Origin of the sequence: Streptomyces collinus, assembly GCF_031348265.1 — a bacterium.
Taxonomy (GTDB): Bacteria; Actinomycetota; Actinomycetes; order Streptomycetales; family Streptomycetaceae; genus Streptomyces; species Streptomyces collinus.
Window position 1 is genome coordinate 7,963,826 of sequence record NZ_CP133771.1, and the last position, 16,332, is coordinate 7,980,157.

At 71.6% G+C, this 16,332-nt stretch carries 20 protein-coding genes; 9 read left to right on the forward strand and 11 right to left on the reverse strand.

The features are described from left to right. Nucleotides 1–16: 16 nt before the first annotated feature. Entirely contained in the window at nucleotides 17–685 is a 669-nt protein-coding gene (locus RFN52_RS35775; protein WP_184852869.1) for a class F sortase, read from the reverse strand. 351 nt (nucleotides 686–1,036) lie between these two features. Here RFN52_RS35775 and RFN52_RS35780 point away from each other — a divergent pair, with 351 nt between their 5' ends. Then, nucleotides 1,037–1,555, forward strand: coding sequence for a hypothetical protein (locus RFN52_RS35780; RefSeq protein WP_184852872.1), 519 nt, complete (start codon nucleotides 1,037–1,039; stop codon nucleotides 1,553–1,555). A 109-nt stretch (nucleotides 1,556–1,664) separates the two neighbouring features. Here RFN52_RS35780 and RFN52_RS35785 read toward each other — a convergent pair whose 3' ends face one another. From RFN52_RS35785 to RFN52_RS35795, 3 genes are all read right to left on the reverse strand, one after another. Then, nucleotides 1,665–2,204, reverse strand: coding sequence for a hypothetical protein (locus tag RFN52_RS35785; protein WP_184852875.1), 540 nt, complete (start codon nucleotides 2,202–2,204; stop codon nucleotides 1,665–1,667). A 225-nt stretch (nucleotides 2,205–2,429) separates the two neighbouring features. Beyond that, nucleotides 2,430–3,164, reverse strand: coding sequence for a bestrophin-like domain (locus RFN52_RS35790; protein WP_184854161.1), 735 nt, complete (start codon nucleotides 3,162–3,164; stop codon nucleotides 2,430–2,432). A gap of 54 nt (nucleotides 3,165–3,218) precedes the next feature. Next, nucleotides 3,219–3,350: a hypothetical protein gene (locus tag RFN52_RS35795; RefSeq protein ID WP_033308025.1), complete on the reverse strand. Its 132-nt coding sequence runs from the start codon at nucleotides 3,348–3,350 to the stop codon at nucleotides 3,219–3,221. A gap of 28 nt (nucleotides 3,351–3,378) precedes the next feature. Between RFN52_RS35795 and RFN52_RS35800 the strand changes: the two genes are divergently transcribed. The 4 genes from RFN52_RS35800 to RFN52_RS35815 all read left to right on the forward strand — a co-directional run bounded on the left by RFN52_RS35800 (nucleotide 3,379) and on the right by RFN52_RS35815 (nucleotide 8,400). Further along, nucleotides 3,379–3,834 carry a hypothetical protein gene (locus tag RFN52_RS35800; RefSeq protein WP_184852878.1) on the forward strand — a complete coding sequence of 152 codons (456 nt, stop codon included), beginning with the start codon at nucleotides 3,379–3,381 and terminating at the stop codon, nucleotides 3,832–3,834. Nucleotides 3,835–4,126: 292 nt separating this feature from the next. Beyond that, nucleotides 4,127–5,113 (forward strand): SCO0930 family lipoprotein, encoded by a 987-nt coding sequence (locus RFN52_RS35805; protein WP_184852881.1) that lies wholly within the window; start codon nucleotides 4,127–4,129, stop codon nucleotides 5,111–5,113. Nucleotides 5,114–5,446: 333 nt separating this feature from the next. After that, on the forward strand, nucleotides 5,447–6,259 hold the full coding sequence (locus RFN52_RS35810; RefSeq protein ID WP_184852884.1) for an SAM-dependent methyltransferase: 813 nt from the start codon (nucleotides 5,447–5,449) through the stop codon (nucleotides 6,257–6,259). After that, the gene (locus RFN52_RS35815) at nucleotides 6,256–8,400 is read left to right on the forward strand and encodes a putative bifunctional diguanylate cyclase/phosphodiesterase (protein WP_184852887.1); all 2,145 of its coding nucleotides are present in this window, start codon (nucleotides 6,256–6,258) and stop codon (nucleotides 8,398–8,400) included. The genes RFN52_RS35810 and RFN52_RS35815 overlap by 4 nt, the downstream gene beginning before the upstream one ends. A gap of 27 nt (nucleotides 8,401–8,427) precedes the next feature. Here RFN52_RS35815 and RFN52_RS35820 read toward each other — a convergent pair whose 3' ends face one another. Continuing rightward, on the reverse strand, nucleotides 8,428–9,042 hold the full coding sequence (locus RFN52_RS35820; RefSeq protein ID WP_184852891.1) for a TetR/AcrR family transcriptional regulator: 615 nt from the start codon (nucleotides 9,040–9,042) through the stop codon (nucleotides 8,428–8,430). Between the two features lie 97 nt (nucleotides 9,043–9,139). On the opposite strand from RFN52_RS35820, the gene RFN52_RS35825 reads away from it, so the two are divergent. Continuing rightward, the gene (locus tag RFN52_RS35825) at nucleotides 9,140–9,745 is read left to right on the forward strand and encodes a peroxiredoxin-like family protein (RefSeq protein ID WP_373308415.1); all 606 of its coding nucleotides are present in this window, start codon (nucleotides 9,140–9,142) and stop codon (nucleotides 9,743–9,745) included. An 85-nt stretch (nucleotides 9,746–9,830) separates the two neighbouring features. On the opposite strand, the gene RFN52_RS35830 is transcribed toward RFN52_RS35825, so the two are convergent. Next, entirely contained in the window at nucleotides 9,831–10,715 is an 885-nt protein-coding gene (locus RFN52_RS35830; RefSeq protein WP_184852894.1) for a LysR family transcriptional regulator, read from the reverse strand. An 82-nt stretch (nucleotides 10,716–10,797) separates the two neighbouring features. Between RFN52_RS35830 and RFN52_RS35835 the strand changes: the two genes are divergently transcribed. From RFN52_RS35835 to RFN52_RS35845, 3 genes are read left to right on the forward strand one after another with little or no spacing between them, the layout of a single operon-like run. Further along, the gene (locus RFN52_RS35835; protein WP_184852897.1) at nucleotides 10,798–11,502 is read left to right on the forward strand and encodes a succinate dehydrogenase; all 705 of its coding nucleotides are present in this window, start codon (nucleotides 10,798–10,800) and stop codon (nucleotides 11,500–11,502) included. A 2-nt stretch (nucleotides 11,503–11,504) separates the two neighbouring features. Then, a complete protein-coding gene (locus RFN52_RS35840) occupies nucleotides 11,505–13,454 on the forward strand; it encodes a fumarate reductase/succinate dehydrogenase flavoprotein subunit (protein ID WP_184852900.1) in 1,950 nt (649 codons plus the stop codon). Beyond that, nucleotides 13,451–14,197, forward strand: coding sequence for a succinate dehydrogenase/fumarate reductase iron-sulfur subunit (locus tag RFN52_RS35845; RefSeq protein WP_184852903.1), 747 nt, complete (start codon nucleotides 13,451–13,453; stop codon nucleotides 14,195–14,197). The genes RFN52_RS35840 and RFN52_RS35845 overlap by 4 nt, the downstream gene beginning before the upstream one ends. Before the next feature lie 154 nt (nucleotides 14,198–14,351). Here the strand turns inward: RFN52_RS35845 and RFN52_RS35850 are convergent, their stop codons facing one another. The 5 genes from RFN52_RS35850 to RFN52_RS35870 are packed head-to-tail and all read right to left on the reverse strand — an operon-like array spanning nucleotide 14,352 to nucleotide 16,330. Further along, nucleotides 14,352–14,645, reverse strand: coding sequence for a gas vesicle protein K (locus RFN52_RS35850; protein ID WP_107454186.1), 294 nt, complete (start codon nucleotides 14,643–14,645; stop codon nucleotides 14,352–14,354). Beyond that, nucleotides 14,642–14,890, reverse strand: coding sequence for a gas vesicle protein (locus tag RFN52_RS35855; protein ID WP_184852906.1), 249 nt, complete (start codon nucleotides 14,888–14,890; stop codon nucleotides 14,642–14,644). The genes RFN52_RS35850 and RFN52_RS35855 overlap by 4 nt, the downstream gene beginning before the upstream one ends. Further along, nucleotides 14,887–15,729, reverse strand: coding sequence for a GvpL/GvpF family gas vesicle protein (locus tag RFN52_RS35860; RefSeq protein ID WP_184852909.1), 843 nt, complete (start codon nucleotides 15,727–15,729; stop codon nucleotides 14,887–14,889). Before RFN52_RS35860 ends, RFN52_RS35855 begins: the two co-directional genes overlap by 4 nt. Further along, on the reverse strand, nucleotides 15,726–16,070 hold the full coding sequence (locus RFN52_RS35865) for a gas vesicle protein (protein ID WP_184852912.1): 345 nt from the start codon (nucleotides 16,068–16,070) through the stop codon (nucleotides 15,726–15,728). Before RFN52_RS35865 ends, RFN52_RS35860 begins: the two co-directional genes overlap by 4 nt. After that, the gene (locus RFN52_RS35870) at nucleotides 16,067–16,330 is read right to left on the reverse strand and encodes a gas vesicle protein GvpG (RefSeq protein ID WP_184852915.1); all 264 of its coding nucleotides are present in this window, start codon (nucleotides 16,328–16,330) and stop codon (nucleotides 16,067–16,069) included. The genes RFN52_RS35865 and RFN52_RS35870 overlap by 4 nt, the downstream gene beginning before the upstream one ends. Nucleotides 16,331–16,332 lie beyond the last annotated feature (2 nt).

Genomic DNA, 16,332 nt, shown 5'->3' on the forward strand with positions numbered 1-16,332 from the left:
GCCCGGCCGGGAACGCTCAGCGCACCTCGGCCAGGCGGGCGAAGGCGACGACGTTCGCCGCATATCCCTCCTGCTCGGAGAAACCGCCGCCGCAGGTGATGACCCGCAGTTCCGCCGCGCCCTTGGACGCGTAGACACGGTCGCCGGGGAAATTGTTCTTCTCGAACACCTCGACGCCGTAGATCTCGAACACGGCGGTCTTTCCGTCCTGCCGGGCGACCTCGATGCGATGTCCCTGCTTCAGGGCCCCGAGTCCGTAGAACACGGCAGGGCCCTGCTGGTTGTCGACATGGCCGACCACGACCGCGGTGCCCTTCTCGCCGGGGGTGACGGCACCGGTGAACCAGCCGGCCAGGTTGGGGTCCTCCGGCGGCGGTGCGCCGACCCAGCCGTCCGCGTCCAGCCCGACGGGGATGATCGGCGCGTCGACCTGGATCGCCGGGATCCGGACCCGGTCTGGGAGGGCGTAGGGCAAGGGCCGGACGGTCCCGGCGAAGGTGCCGCCCGGTACCCGGCTGTCCGCCGCGGCGGCCGTCGCCGGCTGCGGCGGGCCCTCGTCGAACTCCCCCGAACCGTTCCGGATGAGCGCGAGGCCGGTCAGCAGAACCAGCGCTATCACGCCCCACGGGGCACGCTTCTTCCGCCGCGCCTCCTCTTCCGCCTCGGCCAGCTCGGACGCAGACATTCGCCATCCCCTCTCGACGCGGCCGTCCCCGTGCCCATCGCGCATAGCGACACGCTAAGTGGCGTGCGGGAAACCGGCGACGGGGCGGCGGCGAACGGGTGGCCGGGGGAGGTGTGGGGCGGTGCGGCGACATGTGGTGCGCCATCCGAGTTGCCGCGGCGAGGAAATTTCTGACGGCCCGTGACCTGCGGTGATGTTGGATTGCGCGGTTTTCCCGCACCGCCCTCTCTCACCAGGACGGACCATTCCCGAAATGCGGCCCGGGGCCCGGCAACTGACTGTCTTTCTGGGAGGCGCTTTCTCGCCGATTGACCGGGGACGGGTCCCGGGGCGCCTTCCGCGGAGGTTCACATGCGTAACACTCGTGCCCTGGCGGTCGCCGGCGCAGCGGTCGCCGCCCTCGGCCTCTCCGCCCCCGCGGCCGTCGCGTGGGACAGGCCCAGCAACATCGTCGTCCTGCCCAGCGTGATCGCCCGCGGGGGCCAGCTGACCATCACGGCCGACGGCTGCCGCAACGGCGGTACGGCCACGTCCACCGCGTTCTCGCCGACGCGGCTCTCTCCGGTCGGCGGCGGCAAGGGCAACGAGGGCGGCCGGGGCGGCGCCGGCAGCGGGACCGCGCGGGGCACCGCCACCGTCAACAGCGATGCCCGCCCGGGGCCGTACGACATCACGGTCACCTGCGACGGCGGGTCGCTGACCAAGCCCCAGGCCTTCACCGTCATCGGCGGTGTCCGGGGCGGTATCGGCGGCAGCAGCACCACCGGAGCGACGCCGACCGACGTGGCCATCGGCGGCGGCCTCGTGGCCGCGGCCGTGGTCGGCGGCGGTGTGTTCTGGATGCGCCGCCGGGCCGAGCGGAACATCTGACGCCTCGCCGCAGGCTCCCTCCACGCGTCCTCACCTCGCACGTGAACGGACTTCGCCCCGGCTCTCCCACCTGGGAGAGCCGGGGCGAAGACCTGCGGTGCGGGAGGTGTCAGCCGGCGTCCTCGTCGGTGCGGCGGCGCGCGAAGTGGTAGGCGACGCCGAGCGAACCGGCGATGAGCGCGGCGCCGAGGCCGATCTCCTTGAGGTCGAAGCCGGCGATGGTGCCGCCCTCCCCGGCGTGCGCCCCCTTGTGGGGGTGGTGCGTGGGGTGATGGGTGGGGTGGTGCGTGGGGTGGTGGGTCGGATGACCGCCCGCGATCGTCAGACGTGCGGTACCGCTCGACTTGTCACACTCGAACTCCACGTCGTACACGGCACCGGGCTTGGCGTCCCAGTCGACGGTGGCCGTCGCCCAGGACTCCCGCGGCGGGATGGTGACCAGGTCGAAGACGGGTGAGTTGACCGCCGCCTCACCCTGGCACGCCGCGTTGCGCACCACTCTCAGCGTGACGTCGCCCCCGGCCCTGACGGTGGAGGGCTCGACGCTGAAACCGAAGTCGGTCTGGATCGACGCGTCGGCGGCGGCCACGCAGGAGGTGAGGGCGCCGGCGCCCAGCACTACGGCCGAAGCGAGGCATATCGCGCGCATGGTGGATCCTCCGGGTCCCCGAGGAGCAATCGCGGACCTGTTCCGCTCACGTCACAAATGCACCTCGATGCCCGAAACGTTAAGAAGACGCGCGAGGCGGCGCGATCGCAGTAGTGCGAATGGGGCACGGGTGTGGGCCGTCCGGGGGAACACCGGCCACGCGGCCGGGGGACGGCGACGGTGTGTCGCGCGCCCCCCGGCCGGAATCCGTGGTGCGGGGCGCCGTCAGTCCCCGACGCCCGGGAAGAGGTTCAGGAACGGGTCGGCCGAGGCGGTCACGCCCCTGCCGTAGGGCGAGTCGAAGTCCCAGATGAGGAACAGCAGGAAGGCGATCAGCGCCGAGAACAGCCCTGCCAGGACCAGCTCGCGTGTCGTTCTGCGGATCTGCAGCGCGAAGATCATCCCGATGGTGACGACGGCCCCGGCGATCAGCCCGAACCACACCACACCCGGCATGGTCTCCCCGGTCGACTCCGCCCGGGCGATCCGCGCCTGGCTCGCCGCGGTCACCTGGTCCATCAACGGCTGGTAGGCCTGGGCCTCGAAGTCCGTCGCCGGCTCGTAGTCGGTGACGTCCTGGCGGATCCGCTCGAAGAGCCGGGCGCCGCGCTCGGTGACCTCGCCCTCGTCGGCCATGGTGTCCCACTCGGTGGTCACGACATGGCTCACATACGTCCGGATGTCGTCCCGGATGCGGTCGCGTTCCTCCGCCGGATAGACCCGTACCCGCTCCGAGATCTCGTGCAGCGCGGCCGCCTCGGCCTGGACGTGGTCCTGTGCGGCGCTGCGCCCTTCCCAGACTCCGGCGATCGCCAGGCCCAGGACGATGGCGTAGACCACGCCGATCCACATCGTCATGTACTCGATGACGTCCGGAGTCTCACTGGGGTCCTCGTCCTCGGGCGCCGCGCGGTGGCGTACGAAGGTGATGATGACCACCACGGCACAGGCGGCCAGCATCGCGAGGGTGAGAACAAGCCATTCCGGCAAGGGGTACCTCCAGGGCTTCAGGGATCAGCGCGCGCGCAGCGCGGCGACGGCCACCACCGCGGGCACCGTGACGAGCAGGACGAAGGTGAGCGGCGACAGCGTGCCGTTCGCCGGCCGCGGCCGGGGCGGCGCGGCGCGATAGCGCGGGTAGTGCACGGGCTTCGCTGACGGACGTGGCGCGGGGGTGGCCGGCGGAGCCGGTGCCGGGGGAGCCGGTGCCGGGGGAGCGGGCGCCGGCATCACGGGCTCCGGGACCGGCCGGGGCGCGGCCGGCGCCGGTCGTCGCGCGGGCGGCGGCTCCGGCGGCGGTGGCGCGGGTCTGGCCGTGGGGGCCGGCTTCGGGGGCGGAGGCTTCGGTGTCGGTGTCGGCTCGGGCGTCGGGGTGGGCTTCGGCGGGGGCGGCTTCGGCGGCGGAGGCGGGGGCGGAGACGGCGTGGGGGAGGGGCTCGGCGTGGGTGCCGGGCACGGCGGCTTGGTCGGCCAGGTCTTCTTGCTTCCGGCGTACGCCACCGCCTCGGTGCCGTCCGGCCCCGTCGAGGCGTACGCGCAGGCGTCGGCCACCGCGACCCCGGCCGGTGCGCCGACGAGCGCCCAGGTCAGCGTCGCCGCCGCCAAGGCCCGTGCCGCAAGGGCGGGTTGAGTCGAGAGGGGTGCATGCACGACGAAGATCATGAGCCCTGTGCCGCCAGGACGTGCCGGGGTGCAAGGGGATTGCCCCGAAAGAGGGATCTTCGGGTGTCGCCGGTTTGATCAGCGGCCGCCCGCAGGGGGCTCGACGTGTACGTGTGTGCGGCTCCGGGCGGGGCTCGTCGGGGGTTCCGGAAAGAAATTTGGCCGACGGTTGAACACAATCGCTGCTCCCGTGCGTACTCATGACCGTGCGGCGGCGCAGCAGGGCGCTGCAACACCCTTGCGATTATGGGGAGTTGACGATGAAGACCTCCTGGCGGAGCGCCTCACTCGTGGCGAGCGCCGCGGCGGTCCTGGCGCTGACGACGGCGTGCGGTCAGGACAGCCCACCGGCGGCCAGCCAGAACGTGGGCGCCACGGCCGCGCCCGGGGACTACGGAAGCATCGGCTCGGGCACCGCGGGCACTGCGGGCGGCGCCGCGACCGGTCAGCCGGCCGCGCCCAGCGCCTCCAGCCCGTCCAACCCCGCCGGCAAGCTGTCCGTCTCCACCGCCGAGAAGGTCGGCAAGGTGGTCACCGACAGTCTCGGTCTCACCCTGTACCGGTTCGACCAGGACACCGAGCAGCCGCCCAAGTCGAACTGCGACGGCGACTGCGCCAAGACCTGGCCGCCGGTGCCCGCGGACGACGCCGAGGCCGGCGAGGGCATTGACAAGGCGCTGCTCGGCTCGGTCACCCGGGCCGACGGCACCAAGCAGCTCACGGTCGGCGGCTGGCCCGCCTACCGCTACGCCAAGGACGTCAACGCCGGTGACGTCAAGGGCCAGGGTGTGGGCGGCAAGTGGTACGCGCTCGCTCCCGACGGCAAGAAGGCGCAGGGCGGTGCGGAGGGCGGTGCCGAGGGCGGCGGCGAAGCGGTCCAGGCCGGGCTGTCCACGCGCAACGACGCCAAGCTCGGCGAGATCGTCGTCGACAAGAACGGCATGACCGTCTACCGGTTCAAGAAGGACGAGGCCTGGCCCAAGCCGGTCTCCAACTGCACCGGTGAGTGCCTGGAGAAGTGGCCGCTCGTGGAGCCCGTCGACTTCGCCGACACCAAGGGCATCCAGAAGAAGGGCTACATGATCTTCGACCGGACCGACGGCAAGGGCAAGCAGCAGACGATCAACTGCTCGCCCATCTACACCTTCGCCAACGACAAGGCCCCGGGCGACACCAACGGCCAGGGCGTAGGCGGCACCTGGTTCGCCGTCCGGCCCGACGGAAAGCTGGTCGGCGCGTCGGAGTAGTGGAGAAACCTCCCCAGGGTTGATCAGCTCGTCCAACCGAAGCGCAGACCCGGTCCGCCTCTCCGTGCCCCACGGAGAGGCGGACCGTTTTGCCGTTCTTCACCTGAACTCATCGAATTACCAACACCTTTACCCTTTCGGGCCGGAACTCTGCGGAATGCCTCGAACACTGTTCGTCATATGTTCGAAGGTCATGCGGAGGGGTATCAATTCGGCACGTGCCGCAGGCAGTGACCGGGAACGGATGGTCAATTTCCGTTTCGGGTCGCTCCATTGGCGGGCGATCAGTAGCCTCTGCTCGAACACCGGATCGCCTACGCCTTGGAGAGATAGATGGAGCGTCCCGCCTGGGCCCCACGGAGCATCGACATATCGGTGCCCAGCGTCTCCCGGATGTACGACTACTACCTGGGCGGATCGCACAACTTCGAGGTCGACCGCGAAGCGGCCCGCAGGGCCATGGAGTTCATGCCGGGGCTCCCCAAGATCATGCAGGCGAACCGTGCGTTCATGCGCCGAGCGGTGCGCTACGCGGTCGGCCGGGGCGTCACCCAGTTCCTGGACATCGGCTCCGGCATCCCCACCTTCGGCAACGTGCACGAGGTGGCGCAGGCCGCCCACCCCGGGGCGCGTGTGGTGTACGTCGACCGCGACCCGGTGGCCGTGGCGCACAGCCAGGCGGTCCTGGAGGCCAACGACGACGCGGGCGTCGTCGCCGCGGACCTGCGCAAGCCCCAGGAGATCCTGCGCAGTCCCGAGGTGGAGCGGCTGATCGACCTGAATCAGCCAGTGGCGCTGCTCCTCGTTGCCATACTGCACTTCGTGGAAGACGAGGACGACCCGTACGGGGCCGTGGCGGAACTGCGCGAGGCGCTCGCGCCCGGCAGCCTGCTCGTGCTCACCCACGCCTCCTACGAGGGGATCCCGCTGCCGCCGGAGCGGGCCGGGGGTGCGGTGGACGTGTACGAGGACATCCGCAACCCGCTGATCATGCGTTCGCGCGAGGAGATCGCGCGGTTCTTCGAGGGGTACGACATGGTGGAACCCGGACTGGTGGCGATGCCGCGCTGGCGCCCCGACACCGCACCGGAGGACGAGGATCCGTACGCGTTCTCCGGGTTCGCGGGCGTGGGGCGTACGGCGTGACCGCGGAACCGGACGGGCCGGAGGACAGACTGCGCAGATTCGCGACGATCTGGAGCCGGGCCGTCTTCCCGGTGACCTCGACGTCGTCGACCCGCACCGAGTTCGAGGAACATCTGCTGCCCCTGGCCCGGCGGCTGAGCGAGGCGCTGCTGGCCCGGGCCTTCGACTCCGACGCGGGCAGGGCCGTCGGCGCCGCCCTCGTGGACGCGCACTGCACCGACCCGGAGGCGCTCAGCCGCACCCTGGACTGCGTCGACGCGTACCTGGTCCTGTACTGCGGCGGCGGCGGCGACCAGGAGGACCTGCGGGCCCGGTGCGCGCGGCTCCAGCACGCGATGGCCGCCGGCTTCGCCCGGGCGCTGCGTGAGCGGACCCTGGCCGAGCAGGAGGCCATCGCACAGGCCGCCCTCCAGGCGCAGGGCGTGGTGGCCCAGGCCCTGCACGCCAGCGAGGCGCGTTTCCGCGCCGTCTTCGAGGGCGCGGCCATAGGCATCGGCATGGCCGACCTCGACGGCAACATATTGCAGGTCAACGGCGCGCTGCTGCGCATGTTCGGGGTCTCCGACCAGACGCTGCGCAGCCGCAACGTCCGCGAGTGGACCCACCCCGACGACGCTCCGCAGACCTGGCGGCTCTACGACGAACTCGTGCGGGGCGACCGGGAGCACTACCACCTGGAGAAGGCGTTCTACCGGCCCGACGGAACCGTCCTGTGGACCAATCTGACGGTCTCCCTGCTGCGGGACGCCGACGGCGAACCCCAGTACCAGCTCGCCCTCATGGAGGACACCACCGAGCGGCGGCTGCTCAACCTGCGGCTGCGCTACGAGGCCACGCACGACGCGCTGACGGGCCTGCCGAACCGCACGTTCTTCTTCGAGCGCTTGGAGAAGGCACTGGGCGCCGGGGAAGGCCGGCGGTTCGGCCTGTGCTACCTGGACCTCGACGGTTTCAAGACGATCAACGACAGCCTCGGCCACGCCGCCGGCGACCGGCTGCTGGTGGAGGTCGCCGACCGGCTGCAGTCCTGCGCCACGGCGCCCGGCGAGATGGTCGCCCGGCTGGGCGGCGACGAGTTCGTGGCTCTGACCACCGGCCCCGAAACCCAGGGCGACGTCGACGAACTCGCCGGGCGCATCATGAACGCGCTGCTCGCGCCGATCAGCGTCGACGGCCGGGAACTGACCGTGCGCGGCAGCATCGGCATCGTCGAGGGCCCGGCAGGGGAACGCAGCCCGGCGGAGGTGCTGCGCAGCGCGGACATCACCATGTACCGGGCCAAGTCGGCGGGCGGCAACCGCTTCGAACTCGCCGACCCGGAGGCGGACGCCCGGGCCATCACCCGGCACGGCCTGACCACGGCGCTGCCGACGGCGCTGGAGCGCGGCGAGTTCTTCATCGAGTACCAGCCGCTGGTCCATCTCGGCGACGGCAGCGTCCGGGGCGCCGAGGCCCTGGTGCGCTGGCTGCATCCGCAGCACGGTGTGCTCGGGCCGGACCGTTTCATCCCGCTCGCGGAGCACACGGGCCTGATCGTGCCGCTGGGCCGGTGGGTGCTGGAGCAGTCGGTGCGCCAGGCCCGGGAGTGGCGGGAACTGCACGGCGGCGCCGACGCGATGGGGCCGCTGCGGATCAACGTCAACCTGTCGCCGTGCCAGTTGACGCATCCCGGTCTGGTCCAGGACACGGTCGACATCCTGGAGCGCACGGGCGTCGAGCCCGACGCGCTGTGCCTGGAGGTCACGGAGTCGGCGCTGATCGGCGCGGACGACGATCTGCTGAAGCCGCTGCGGCGGCTGGCGGAGATGGGCGTCGACATCGCCCTGGACGACTTCGGGACGGGCTACTCCAACCTCGCCAACCTGCGCCGGCTGCCGGTCAGCATCCTGAAGCTGGACCGGTCCTTCACCCAGAGCATGCAGCAGTTCCCGGCCGACCCCGTCGACCTCAAGATCGTCGAGGGCATCGTCTCCCTGGCCCACAGCCTGGACCTGACGGTGACGGTGGAAGGCGTGGAGACGGGTGCCCAGGCCGAACAACTCCGCATACTCGGCTGCGACACGGCCCAGGGGTGGTACTACGCCCGCCCTGGCCCCCCGGAGAGGCTCCACGAACTGGCCCTGGTGGACGCGACGGGCTGACGCCCCTGGCCGCTGTGTGCGGCCGGGTCAGGAGCCCAGCCCGCGCAGCAGCAGCGCGAGACCGCCCAGAAACTCCCTGTCGGCACTGACCTTCCGGGCGTCTCGGGCGGTCTCGGTCATGTAGGGGAAGGCGTCGGGGGGCAGCTCGGTGATGGCGACCGTGCCCTCGCCCGACAGGGGCCCGAGGTGCTCCAGCTGGATCGCGCCGATGACATAGCCGAGCAGGCCCCGCAGCGCGACCACCCGCTGGGCGCCGTCGAATCCGGCCTCCGCGAGCACGCCGAGCACGGACTCCGACCAGCGCAGCCCGGCGAGCGACCGGTGCCGGTGGGCGACGGTCAGGGGCACGATCTCCGGATGGGCCGCCACGGCGTCGCGCAGCCGCCGCACCAGGACCTCGACGCGGTCGTGCCAGTGGCCTCCGGGGCCGGGCGCTTCGGTGTCCACGGTTTCGAGCACGAGGTCGACGACCAGCCTTTCCAGCTCCTCGCGGTCGTCGACGTACCGGTAGAGCGACATGGTGCTCATGCCGAGTTCCTTCGCGACCGAGCGCATGGACAGCCCTGCGAGCCCGTCGCGGTCGATCACGGCGAGGGCGGCCGAGGCCAGCTGGGCGTGGCTGAGTGAGCGGGGACGTGGCATGACGCCCATGAGCGTACGCCATACGCCTACCTTGTTAGGTGTACGGCATACGCCTATCCTTCGTAGGAGTACGCCGTACACCTACGAAGGAGCGCCCATGCTGATGCGCAGGCCCGCCCGGCCGTTACGGCCCGGCTCCACCGTCACCGGCCGCCGGTTCGACACCGTCTCGGGCGGCCCGGTCGGCGTCCCCGACCCCGACCGCTTGGTCCACCTCCAGTTCCGGCGGTTCGCCGGGTGTCCCGTGTGCCATCTGCACCTGCGGTCGGTGGTCCGCAGGCACGCGGAGATCGAGGCCGCAGGGGTCCGTGAGGTCGTGGTCTTCCACTCGTCCGCCGAGGAACTGCTCCGGCACACCGCCGACCTGCCCTTCGCGGTCGTCGCCGATCCCGGTAAGCGGCTGTACGCCGAGTTCGGCGTCGAGTCGGCTCCCCGGGCGCTGCTCAGTCCGCGCGCATGGGGGCCGGTCGTCGGGGCGGTGCTGCGCGGCGGATGGGAGGTCCTCCGCGGCCGCGAGCGGCTCCCCGCGACCCACCAGCCCGGCGGCAGGCTCGGCCTGCCCGCCGACTTCCTGATCGGCACCGACGGCCGGATCCTCGCGGCCAAGTACGGTGAGCACGTCTACGATCAGTGGCCGGTCGACGAACTCCTGTTCCTGGCGTCCTCCCACCGGCCTGCCGCCGGCCGTCTCCCGGCGGGGTAGCCGCGGCGCCTGCGGCACGGCGCCGCGGAGCGGAACCACGCGCGTCGGGCGGCAGGTGCCGGGGCCTGCACAGGGACGGGCCGCCTCACCGCTCCAGCAGCATCCGCTGCAACTCCCGGGCGGCCCGGGGCGGCGCCACATCACTGCGATGCGCCAGCGCGATCACGCGATGCAGTCCGGGCCGGGCCAGCGGAGTCACCCGCAGCCCGCGCCCGGACCTCGCCGCCACCATCCGCGGCACCACGGCCACCCCCAGCCCGGCCCGTACGAAACCCAGCACCGCGTCCATCTCCCCGCCCTCCACGGCGAAGTCGGGCTCGAAGCCCTCGGCGCGGCAGGCGGCCACGGTCAGCTCCCGCAGGTCGTACCCGTGCCGGAACATCACCAGCCGCTCACCCTCCAGGTCGGACACCCGCACCGTACGCCGCCCCTGGCCGGGCCTCGGCGCGTCCGGGGACGAGACCACGACCAGGTCCTCCCGCAGCAGCTCGACCGTGGTCAGCGCCGGCGCGGGCGTCGGCAGCGGCAGCACGACGAGGGCCAGATCCAACGCGCCCCGTGCCAGCTCCCGCACCAGGTCGTGCGAGCCGCCCTCCTCGATCATCAGGCGGACCCCCGGATAGCGGTCGTGAAAGGCCCGCAGCACATCCGGCAGCAGACCAGTGCACACACTCGGCGTCGCCCCCAGCCGCACCCGGCCGCTGCGCAGCTGCACCAGCTCCTGCACCTCGTGCCGCGCCGTGTCCGCGTCGGCCAGGATGCGCCGGGCCAGCGGAAGGAGCGCCTCCCCGGCGTCCGTGAGCGTGATGTTGCCGCGGGCGCGCAGGAACAGGTCCGCTCCCAACTCCCGCTCCAGCGCCTTGATCTGCTGCGACAGCGACGGCTGCGCGACATGGACCAGATCGGCGGCCCGGGTGAAGTGCCGGGTCTCGGCGACGGCCACGAAGTACTGGAGCTGCTGGAACTGCATACTCCTACGATAGCCCCGGCCTATGGATTCAAGCCGGACCATGTCTTGGACCGATCGGCTGCACGTCCGTAGCGTGCTGCGCATGGCTCTGGCAACGCGGACGGACCGACGGCCGTCCCTCGCACGCACCGTGTGGGACTCCACCGTCGGCAAGAAGACCGTGATGGCGGTCAGTGGTCTGATCATGCTGCTGTACCTGGTCGTCCACATGATCGGAAACCTGAAGATCTTCTTCGGGGCGGGCGAGTTCAACCACTACGCGCACTGGCTGCGCACGGTCGGCGAGCCGTTCATGCACTACGAGTGGACGCTCTGGCTCGTCCGGATCGTGCTGGTCGTCGCCGTCGTCGCGCACGCCACCTCTGCCTACCAGCTCAGCCGGCGCGACATCAGGGCACGGCCGAGCAAGTACGTGCACAAGAAGGCACGGGCCTCCTACGCCACCCGCACCATGCGGTGGGGCGGCATCATCCTCGGCCTGTTCATCGTCTGGCACATCCTCGACCTGACGACCGGCACCGTGCACCCCGGCTTCCAGCCCGGCCACCCGTACCAGAACGTCGTGGACACCTTCTCCACCTGGTACGGCAACGTCGTCTACATCGTCGCGATGCTCGCCCTCGGCCTGCACGTCCGGCACGGCTTCTGGAGCGCGGCCCAGACCCTCGGCGTGGGCAGCCGCACCCGCGACCGCGTCCTCAAGACCGTGGCCAACGTCCTCGCGCTGCTGCTCACGGCCGGCTTCATCGCCGTACCCGTGGGCGTCATGACCGGAGTGGTGAGCTGAACATGACTTCCTACGCCGACTACACGACCGGGGACCCGGTCGCCGACACCAAGGCCCCCGCCGGGCCGATCAACGAGCGCTGGGACAAGCGCCGCTTCGAGGCCAGGCTGGTCAACCCCGCCAATCGGCGCAAGCACACCGTGATCGTCGTCGGCACCGGCCTCGCCGGCGGCTCCGCCGGGGCCACCCTCGCCGAACAGGGCTACCACGTCGTCCAGTTCTGCTACCAGGACTCGCCCCGCCGCGCCCACTCCATCGCCGCGCAGGGCGGCATCAACGCCGCGAAGAACTACCGCAACGACGGCGACTCCGTCCACCGCCTGTTCTACGACACGGTCAAGGGCGGCGACTTCCGGGCCCGCGAGTCCAACGTCCACCGGCTCGCGCAGATCTCCGTCGAGATCATCGACCAGTGCGTGGCCCAGGGCGTGCCCTTCGCCCGCGAGTACGGCGGCCTGCTCGACACCCGGTCGTTCGGCGGCGTGCAGGTCTCGCGCACGTTCTACGCCCGCGGCCAGACGGGCCAGCAACTCCTCCTCGGCGCCTACCAGGCCCTCAGCCGGCAGATCGCGGCCGGGAACATCGAGATGCACCCGCGCACCGAGATGCTCGACCTGATCGTCGTCGACGGGAGGGCGCGCGGGATCGTCGCCCGGGACCTGGTCACGGGGAAGATCGACACGTACTTCGCGGACGCCGTCGTCCTCGCCTCCGGCGGCTACGGCAACGTCTTCTACCTGTCGACGAACGCCATGAACTCCAACGCCACCGCCATCTGGCGGGCCCACCGGCGCGGCGCCCTGTTCGCCAACCCCTGCTTCACCCAGATCCACCCCACCTGCATCCCGCGCACCGGCGACCACCAGTCCAAGCTGACGCTGATGAGCGAGTCGCTGCGCAACGACGGCCGCATCTGGGTGCCGAAGGCCAAGGGCGACCAGCGGCCCCCGAACGACATCCCCGAGGACGAGCGCGACTACTACCTGGAGCGCATCTACCCCTCCTTCGGCAATCTCGTCCCGCGGGACATCGCCTCGCGCGCCGCGAAGAACGTGTGCGACGAGGGCAGGGGAGTGGGCCCCGGCGGCCAGGGCGTCTACCTCGACTTCGCCGACGCCGTCGAACGCATGGGCCGGGGGGCCGTCGAGGCCAAGTACGGCAACCTCTTCGACATGTACCAGCGGATCACCGACGAGGATCCGTACCAGGTGCCGATGCGGATCTACCCGGCCGTGCACTACACGATGGGCGGCCTGTGGGTCGACTACGACCTCCAGACCACCGTCCCCGGGCTGTTCGCGGTCGGTGAGGCCAACTTCTCCGACCACGGCGCCAACCGCCTCGGCGCCTCCGCGCTGATGCAGGGACTCGCGGACGGCTACTTCGTCCTCCCCTCGACCATCAACGACTACCTGGCCCGCAACCCCCACCACGACACGGTGACCGACGAACACCCCGACGTCCAGGAGGTGCTGGCCGGCACGCAGGACCGCCTCAACCTGCTGCTGTCCGTCGACGGCGACCGCACCCCCGACTCCTTCCACCGCGAGGTCGGCGAACTCATGTGGGAGTTCTGCGGCATGGCCCGCACCGACGCGGGGCTGCGCAAGGCGCTGGAGCGCATCCCGCAGATCCGCGAGGAGTTCTGGCGGCGCATCAAGGTGCCCGGCACCGGCGAGGAGTTCAACCAGTCGCTGGAGAAGGCCAATCGCATCGTCGACTACCTGGAGCTCGCCGAGCTGATGTGCCTCGACGCGCTGCACCGCGAGGAGTCCTGCGGCGGTCACTTCCGCGAGGAGTCCCAGACGCCCGACGGCGAGGCCGCCCGCGAGGACGAGCAGTTCGCGTACGCCGCCGCCTGGGAGTTCACCGGCACGGGCGAAGCTCCGGTGCTGCACAAGGAAGACCTGGTCTTCGAGTACGTCCACCCCACCCAGCGGAGCTACGCATGAAGCTCACCCTGCGCGTCTGGCGGCAGCAGAACGCCGACGCCGACGGCACCATGTCCACGTACGAGGTGGACGGGATCTCGCCCGACATGTCGTTCCTGGAGATGCTCGACACGCTCAACGAGGAACTCATCGTCAAGGGCGACGACCCGGTCGCCTTCGACCACGACTGCCGCGAGGGCATCTGCGGCGCGTGCTCGCTCGTCATCAACGGCGACGCGCACGGTCCCGAGCGGACGACGACCTGCCAGCTGCACATGCGGTCGTTCCAGGACGGCGACACGATCGACGTCGAGCCGTGGCGGGCGTCGGCGTTCCCGGTGATCAAGGATCTCGTCGTGGACCGGTCGGCCTTCGACCGGATCATCCAGGCCGGCGGGTACATCACCGCGCCGACGGGAGCGGCTCCCGAGGCGCACGCCACGCCGGTGCCGAAGCCGGATGCCGACTTCGCCTTCGAGCACGCCGAGTGCATCGGGTGCGGGGCGTGCGTGGCGGCCTGCCCGAACGGGGCGGCCATGCTGTTCACCTCGGCGAAGATCAACCATCTCAACGTGCTGCCGCAGGGGGCGCCCGAGCGTGAGACGCGGGTGCTGGACATGGTGGAGCAGATGGACGAGGAGGGGTTCGGGGGGTGCACGCTCGCGGGCGAGTGCGCCACCGCCTGCCCGAAGGGCATCCCGTTGATGTCCATCACGAGCATGAACAAGGAGTGGCTGCGGGCCGCGCGGAAGGCCAAGCGGTAGTGCCGTAGGGGCTCGGTGCTTCGGCGGCTGCGGGTGCGTCGTGGTTGATCACGCTGTTCCCCGCCCCCCAGGGGGTTGCAGTGAACGTTCGCCGGTAGGTGCGGACGGGCGGGGCCGGGAGTGGTGCTCTCCGGCCCCGTCTCGCGTCTGTCCGTCACGGGCCGGGATCGGCCAGGAGAGGGCCCAGCGGGCCGAGGTCCAGGTTGAGGTCGCTGCGCCGCAGCCCGTGCTGCTCGCACAACTCGTCCATGCGCTCGTCCAGCAGCATCAGCGCGGTGCCGAGCCGGTCCTCCTGCTCGGCGCTGAGCGTCCCCTCGTCGAACCGGCGCACCGCCTGACGCTCCATGAGCTGCCGCAGGAGCTCCACCACGGTCAGTACCAGAGCCGCCAGATCGTTCGTGACCCGCTCGGGGTCGAGGTCCAGCGCGTGGGTGCGCGGCGCGGTCACAGCGGCCCGCTGTCCGGCCAGGGCGCGGGCACCCGCTCGCCGACCGACGCCAGCAGGGCGTGCAGCGAGATCCGCACCAGCGGTACGTCGGCGATGGCCAGCACCAGGTCGCCGCTGACCACGACACCGGTCGCCAGCACCCGGTCGAGCAGATCGACGAGCGGCACGCCCACCGGCGCGTACGGCTCCGGGCCGTCCCATGGCACCCCCGCGCGGCCGGCGCCGCCGGCGACCGGCACGGTCATGCGTGGACCTCCCGGGGCGCGGCGCTCTCCACCTCGTCCGGCCGGGCGAAGGAGTACGGGATCCACGGGCCCGACACGGTCACCTCCACGGCCGAACGACTTGCTTCGCGCGCCAGTTCACCGACGGCCCGGGCAAACTCGGCGCGCTGCCCGTCGTCCACCAGATAGGCCGCGTTGAGCAGTTGGGGGACGCTCGTGCCGGTCAGCTGCTCGCTCTGCGGCCGGTGCCGCGTCGCGGCGACGGCATGGCGCCGCAGCTCCCGTTCGACGGCGTGGGCCTGCTCCAGGGCCCGTTCGCGCGCCTCGCGCTCGGTGCGCCGCCGGGCGCTCGCCCGGCGCAGATAGGACCGCCCGTCGGCCGGCCCGTCCGCGGCGGCAGTGCCCGCCTGCGCGGTGCCCGGCCCGTGCACCTTCACCGCCCACTCGGTACGGTCGCGCAGCCGGTCCAGCAGGGTGCGCAGGGACGCCTCCCGGGCGGCCAGGGCCCGTACGGCGTTGCGGTCGTCCCGATACAGCGTCGCCATCGGCAGGGGCACGACGGGGCCCGTGCTCGCGGCCGTCTCCACGGCCCGGTGGTGGGCGCGGGCGCAGCGCTCCAGCTCCGCGGGCCGGTTGAGCCGCTGTGCGAGCGCCTCCTCGCCGAAGTCCGCCGCGGGAACGTCCTGCACGAGCAGATGCAGCGGACCCGCCGCCAGGACCCGCAGCGGACCACCGCCGTCATGGCCGGGCGTCACCGTGACGACCTCGTCCGGCGGCGGCGTTTCCGTCACGGCGAACACGCAGGTGACGGCGGGGCGCGGCACGACTGCTTCCCCGGCGCCGACCCGGGCCGTGCTCATCGGGCCTCCTCCGTGGTGTCGGGGCCGGCTTCCTCCAGGGCGTCGAGGCGGGCGCGCAGCCGCGCGTTCTCCTCGGTCAGTGCGTCACGAGCGGCGCGTGAGGACAGCGCCGGGTCCGTCTCCCACCAGTCGATGCCCGCCTTCTTGGCCGTCTCGACCGAGGCGATGAACAGGCGCAGCCGGATGGTGAGCAGTTCGATGTCGAGCAGGTCGATCTTGATGTCGCCCGCGATGACGATGCCCTTGTCCAGGACGCGTTCGAGCAGGTCCGCGAGGCTTCCGGACGGCGGCCCGGCCGGCTGCGCCCCCGGAGCCGCGGGCCACGTGCCGAGGTCGGTCACAAGGCACCTCCGACGGGCCGGCCACCGGTGTAGCGCACAGGACTGTCGAGGCGTGCGAGCAACCGCTCCTCCTCTTCCTCGAAGGCCGCCTCGTCGATGGCGCCCTCTTCCAGGGCCCTGTTGAGCTCCGCCAGCCGTGCCTGCACCGCCCGCGGGTCGCCGCTCTGGCGTTCGGCCTCCCGCAGCAGGTGGTCGGCGACCCAGAGCGTGCCGCGCACCGGGGCCAGCGGCAGCAGCAGGAGCCCGCTCACGAGTCCCACCG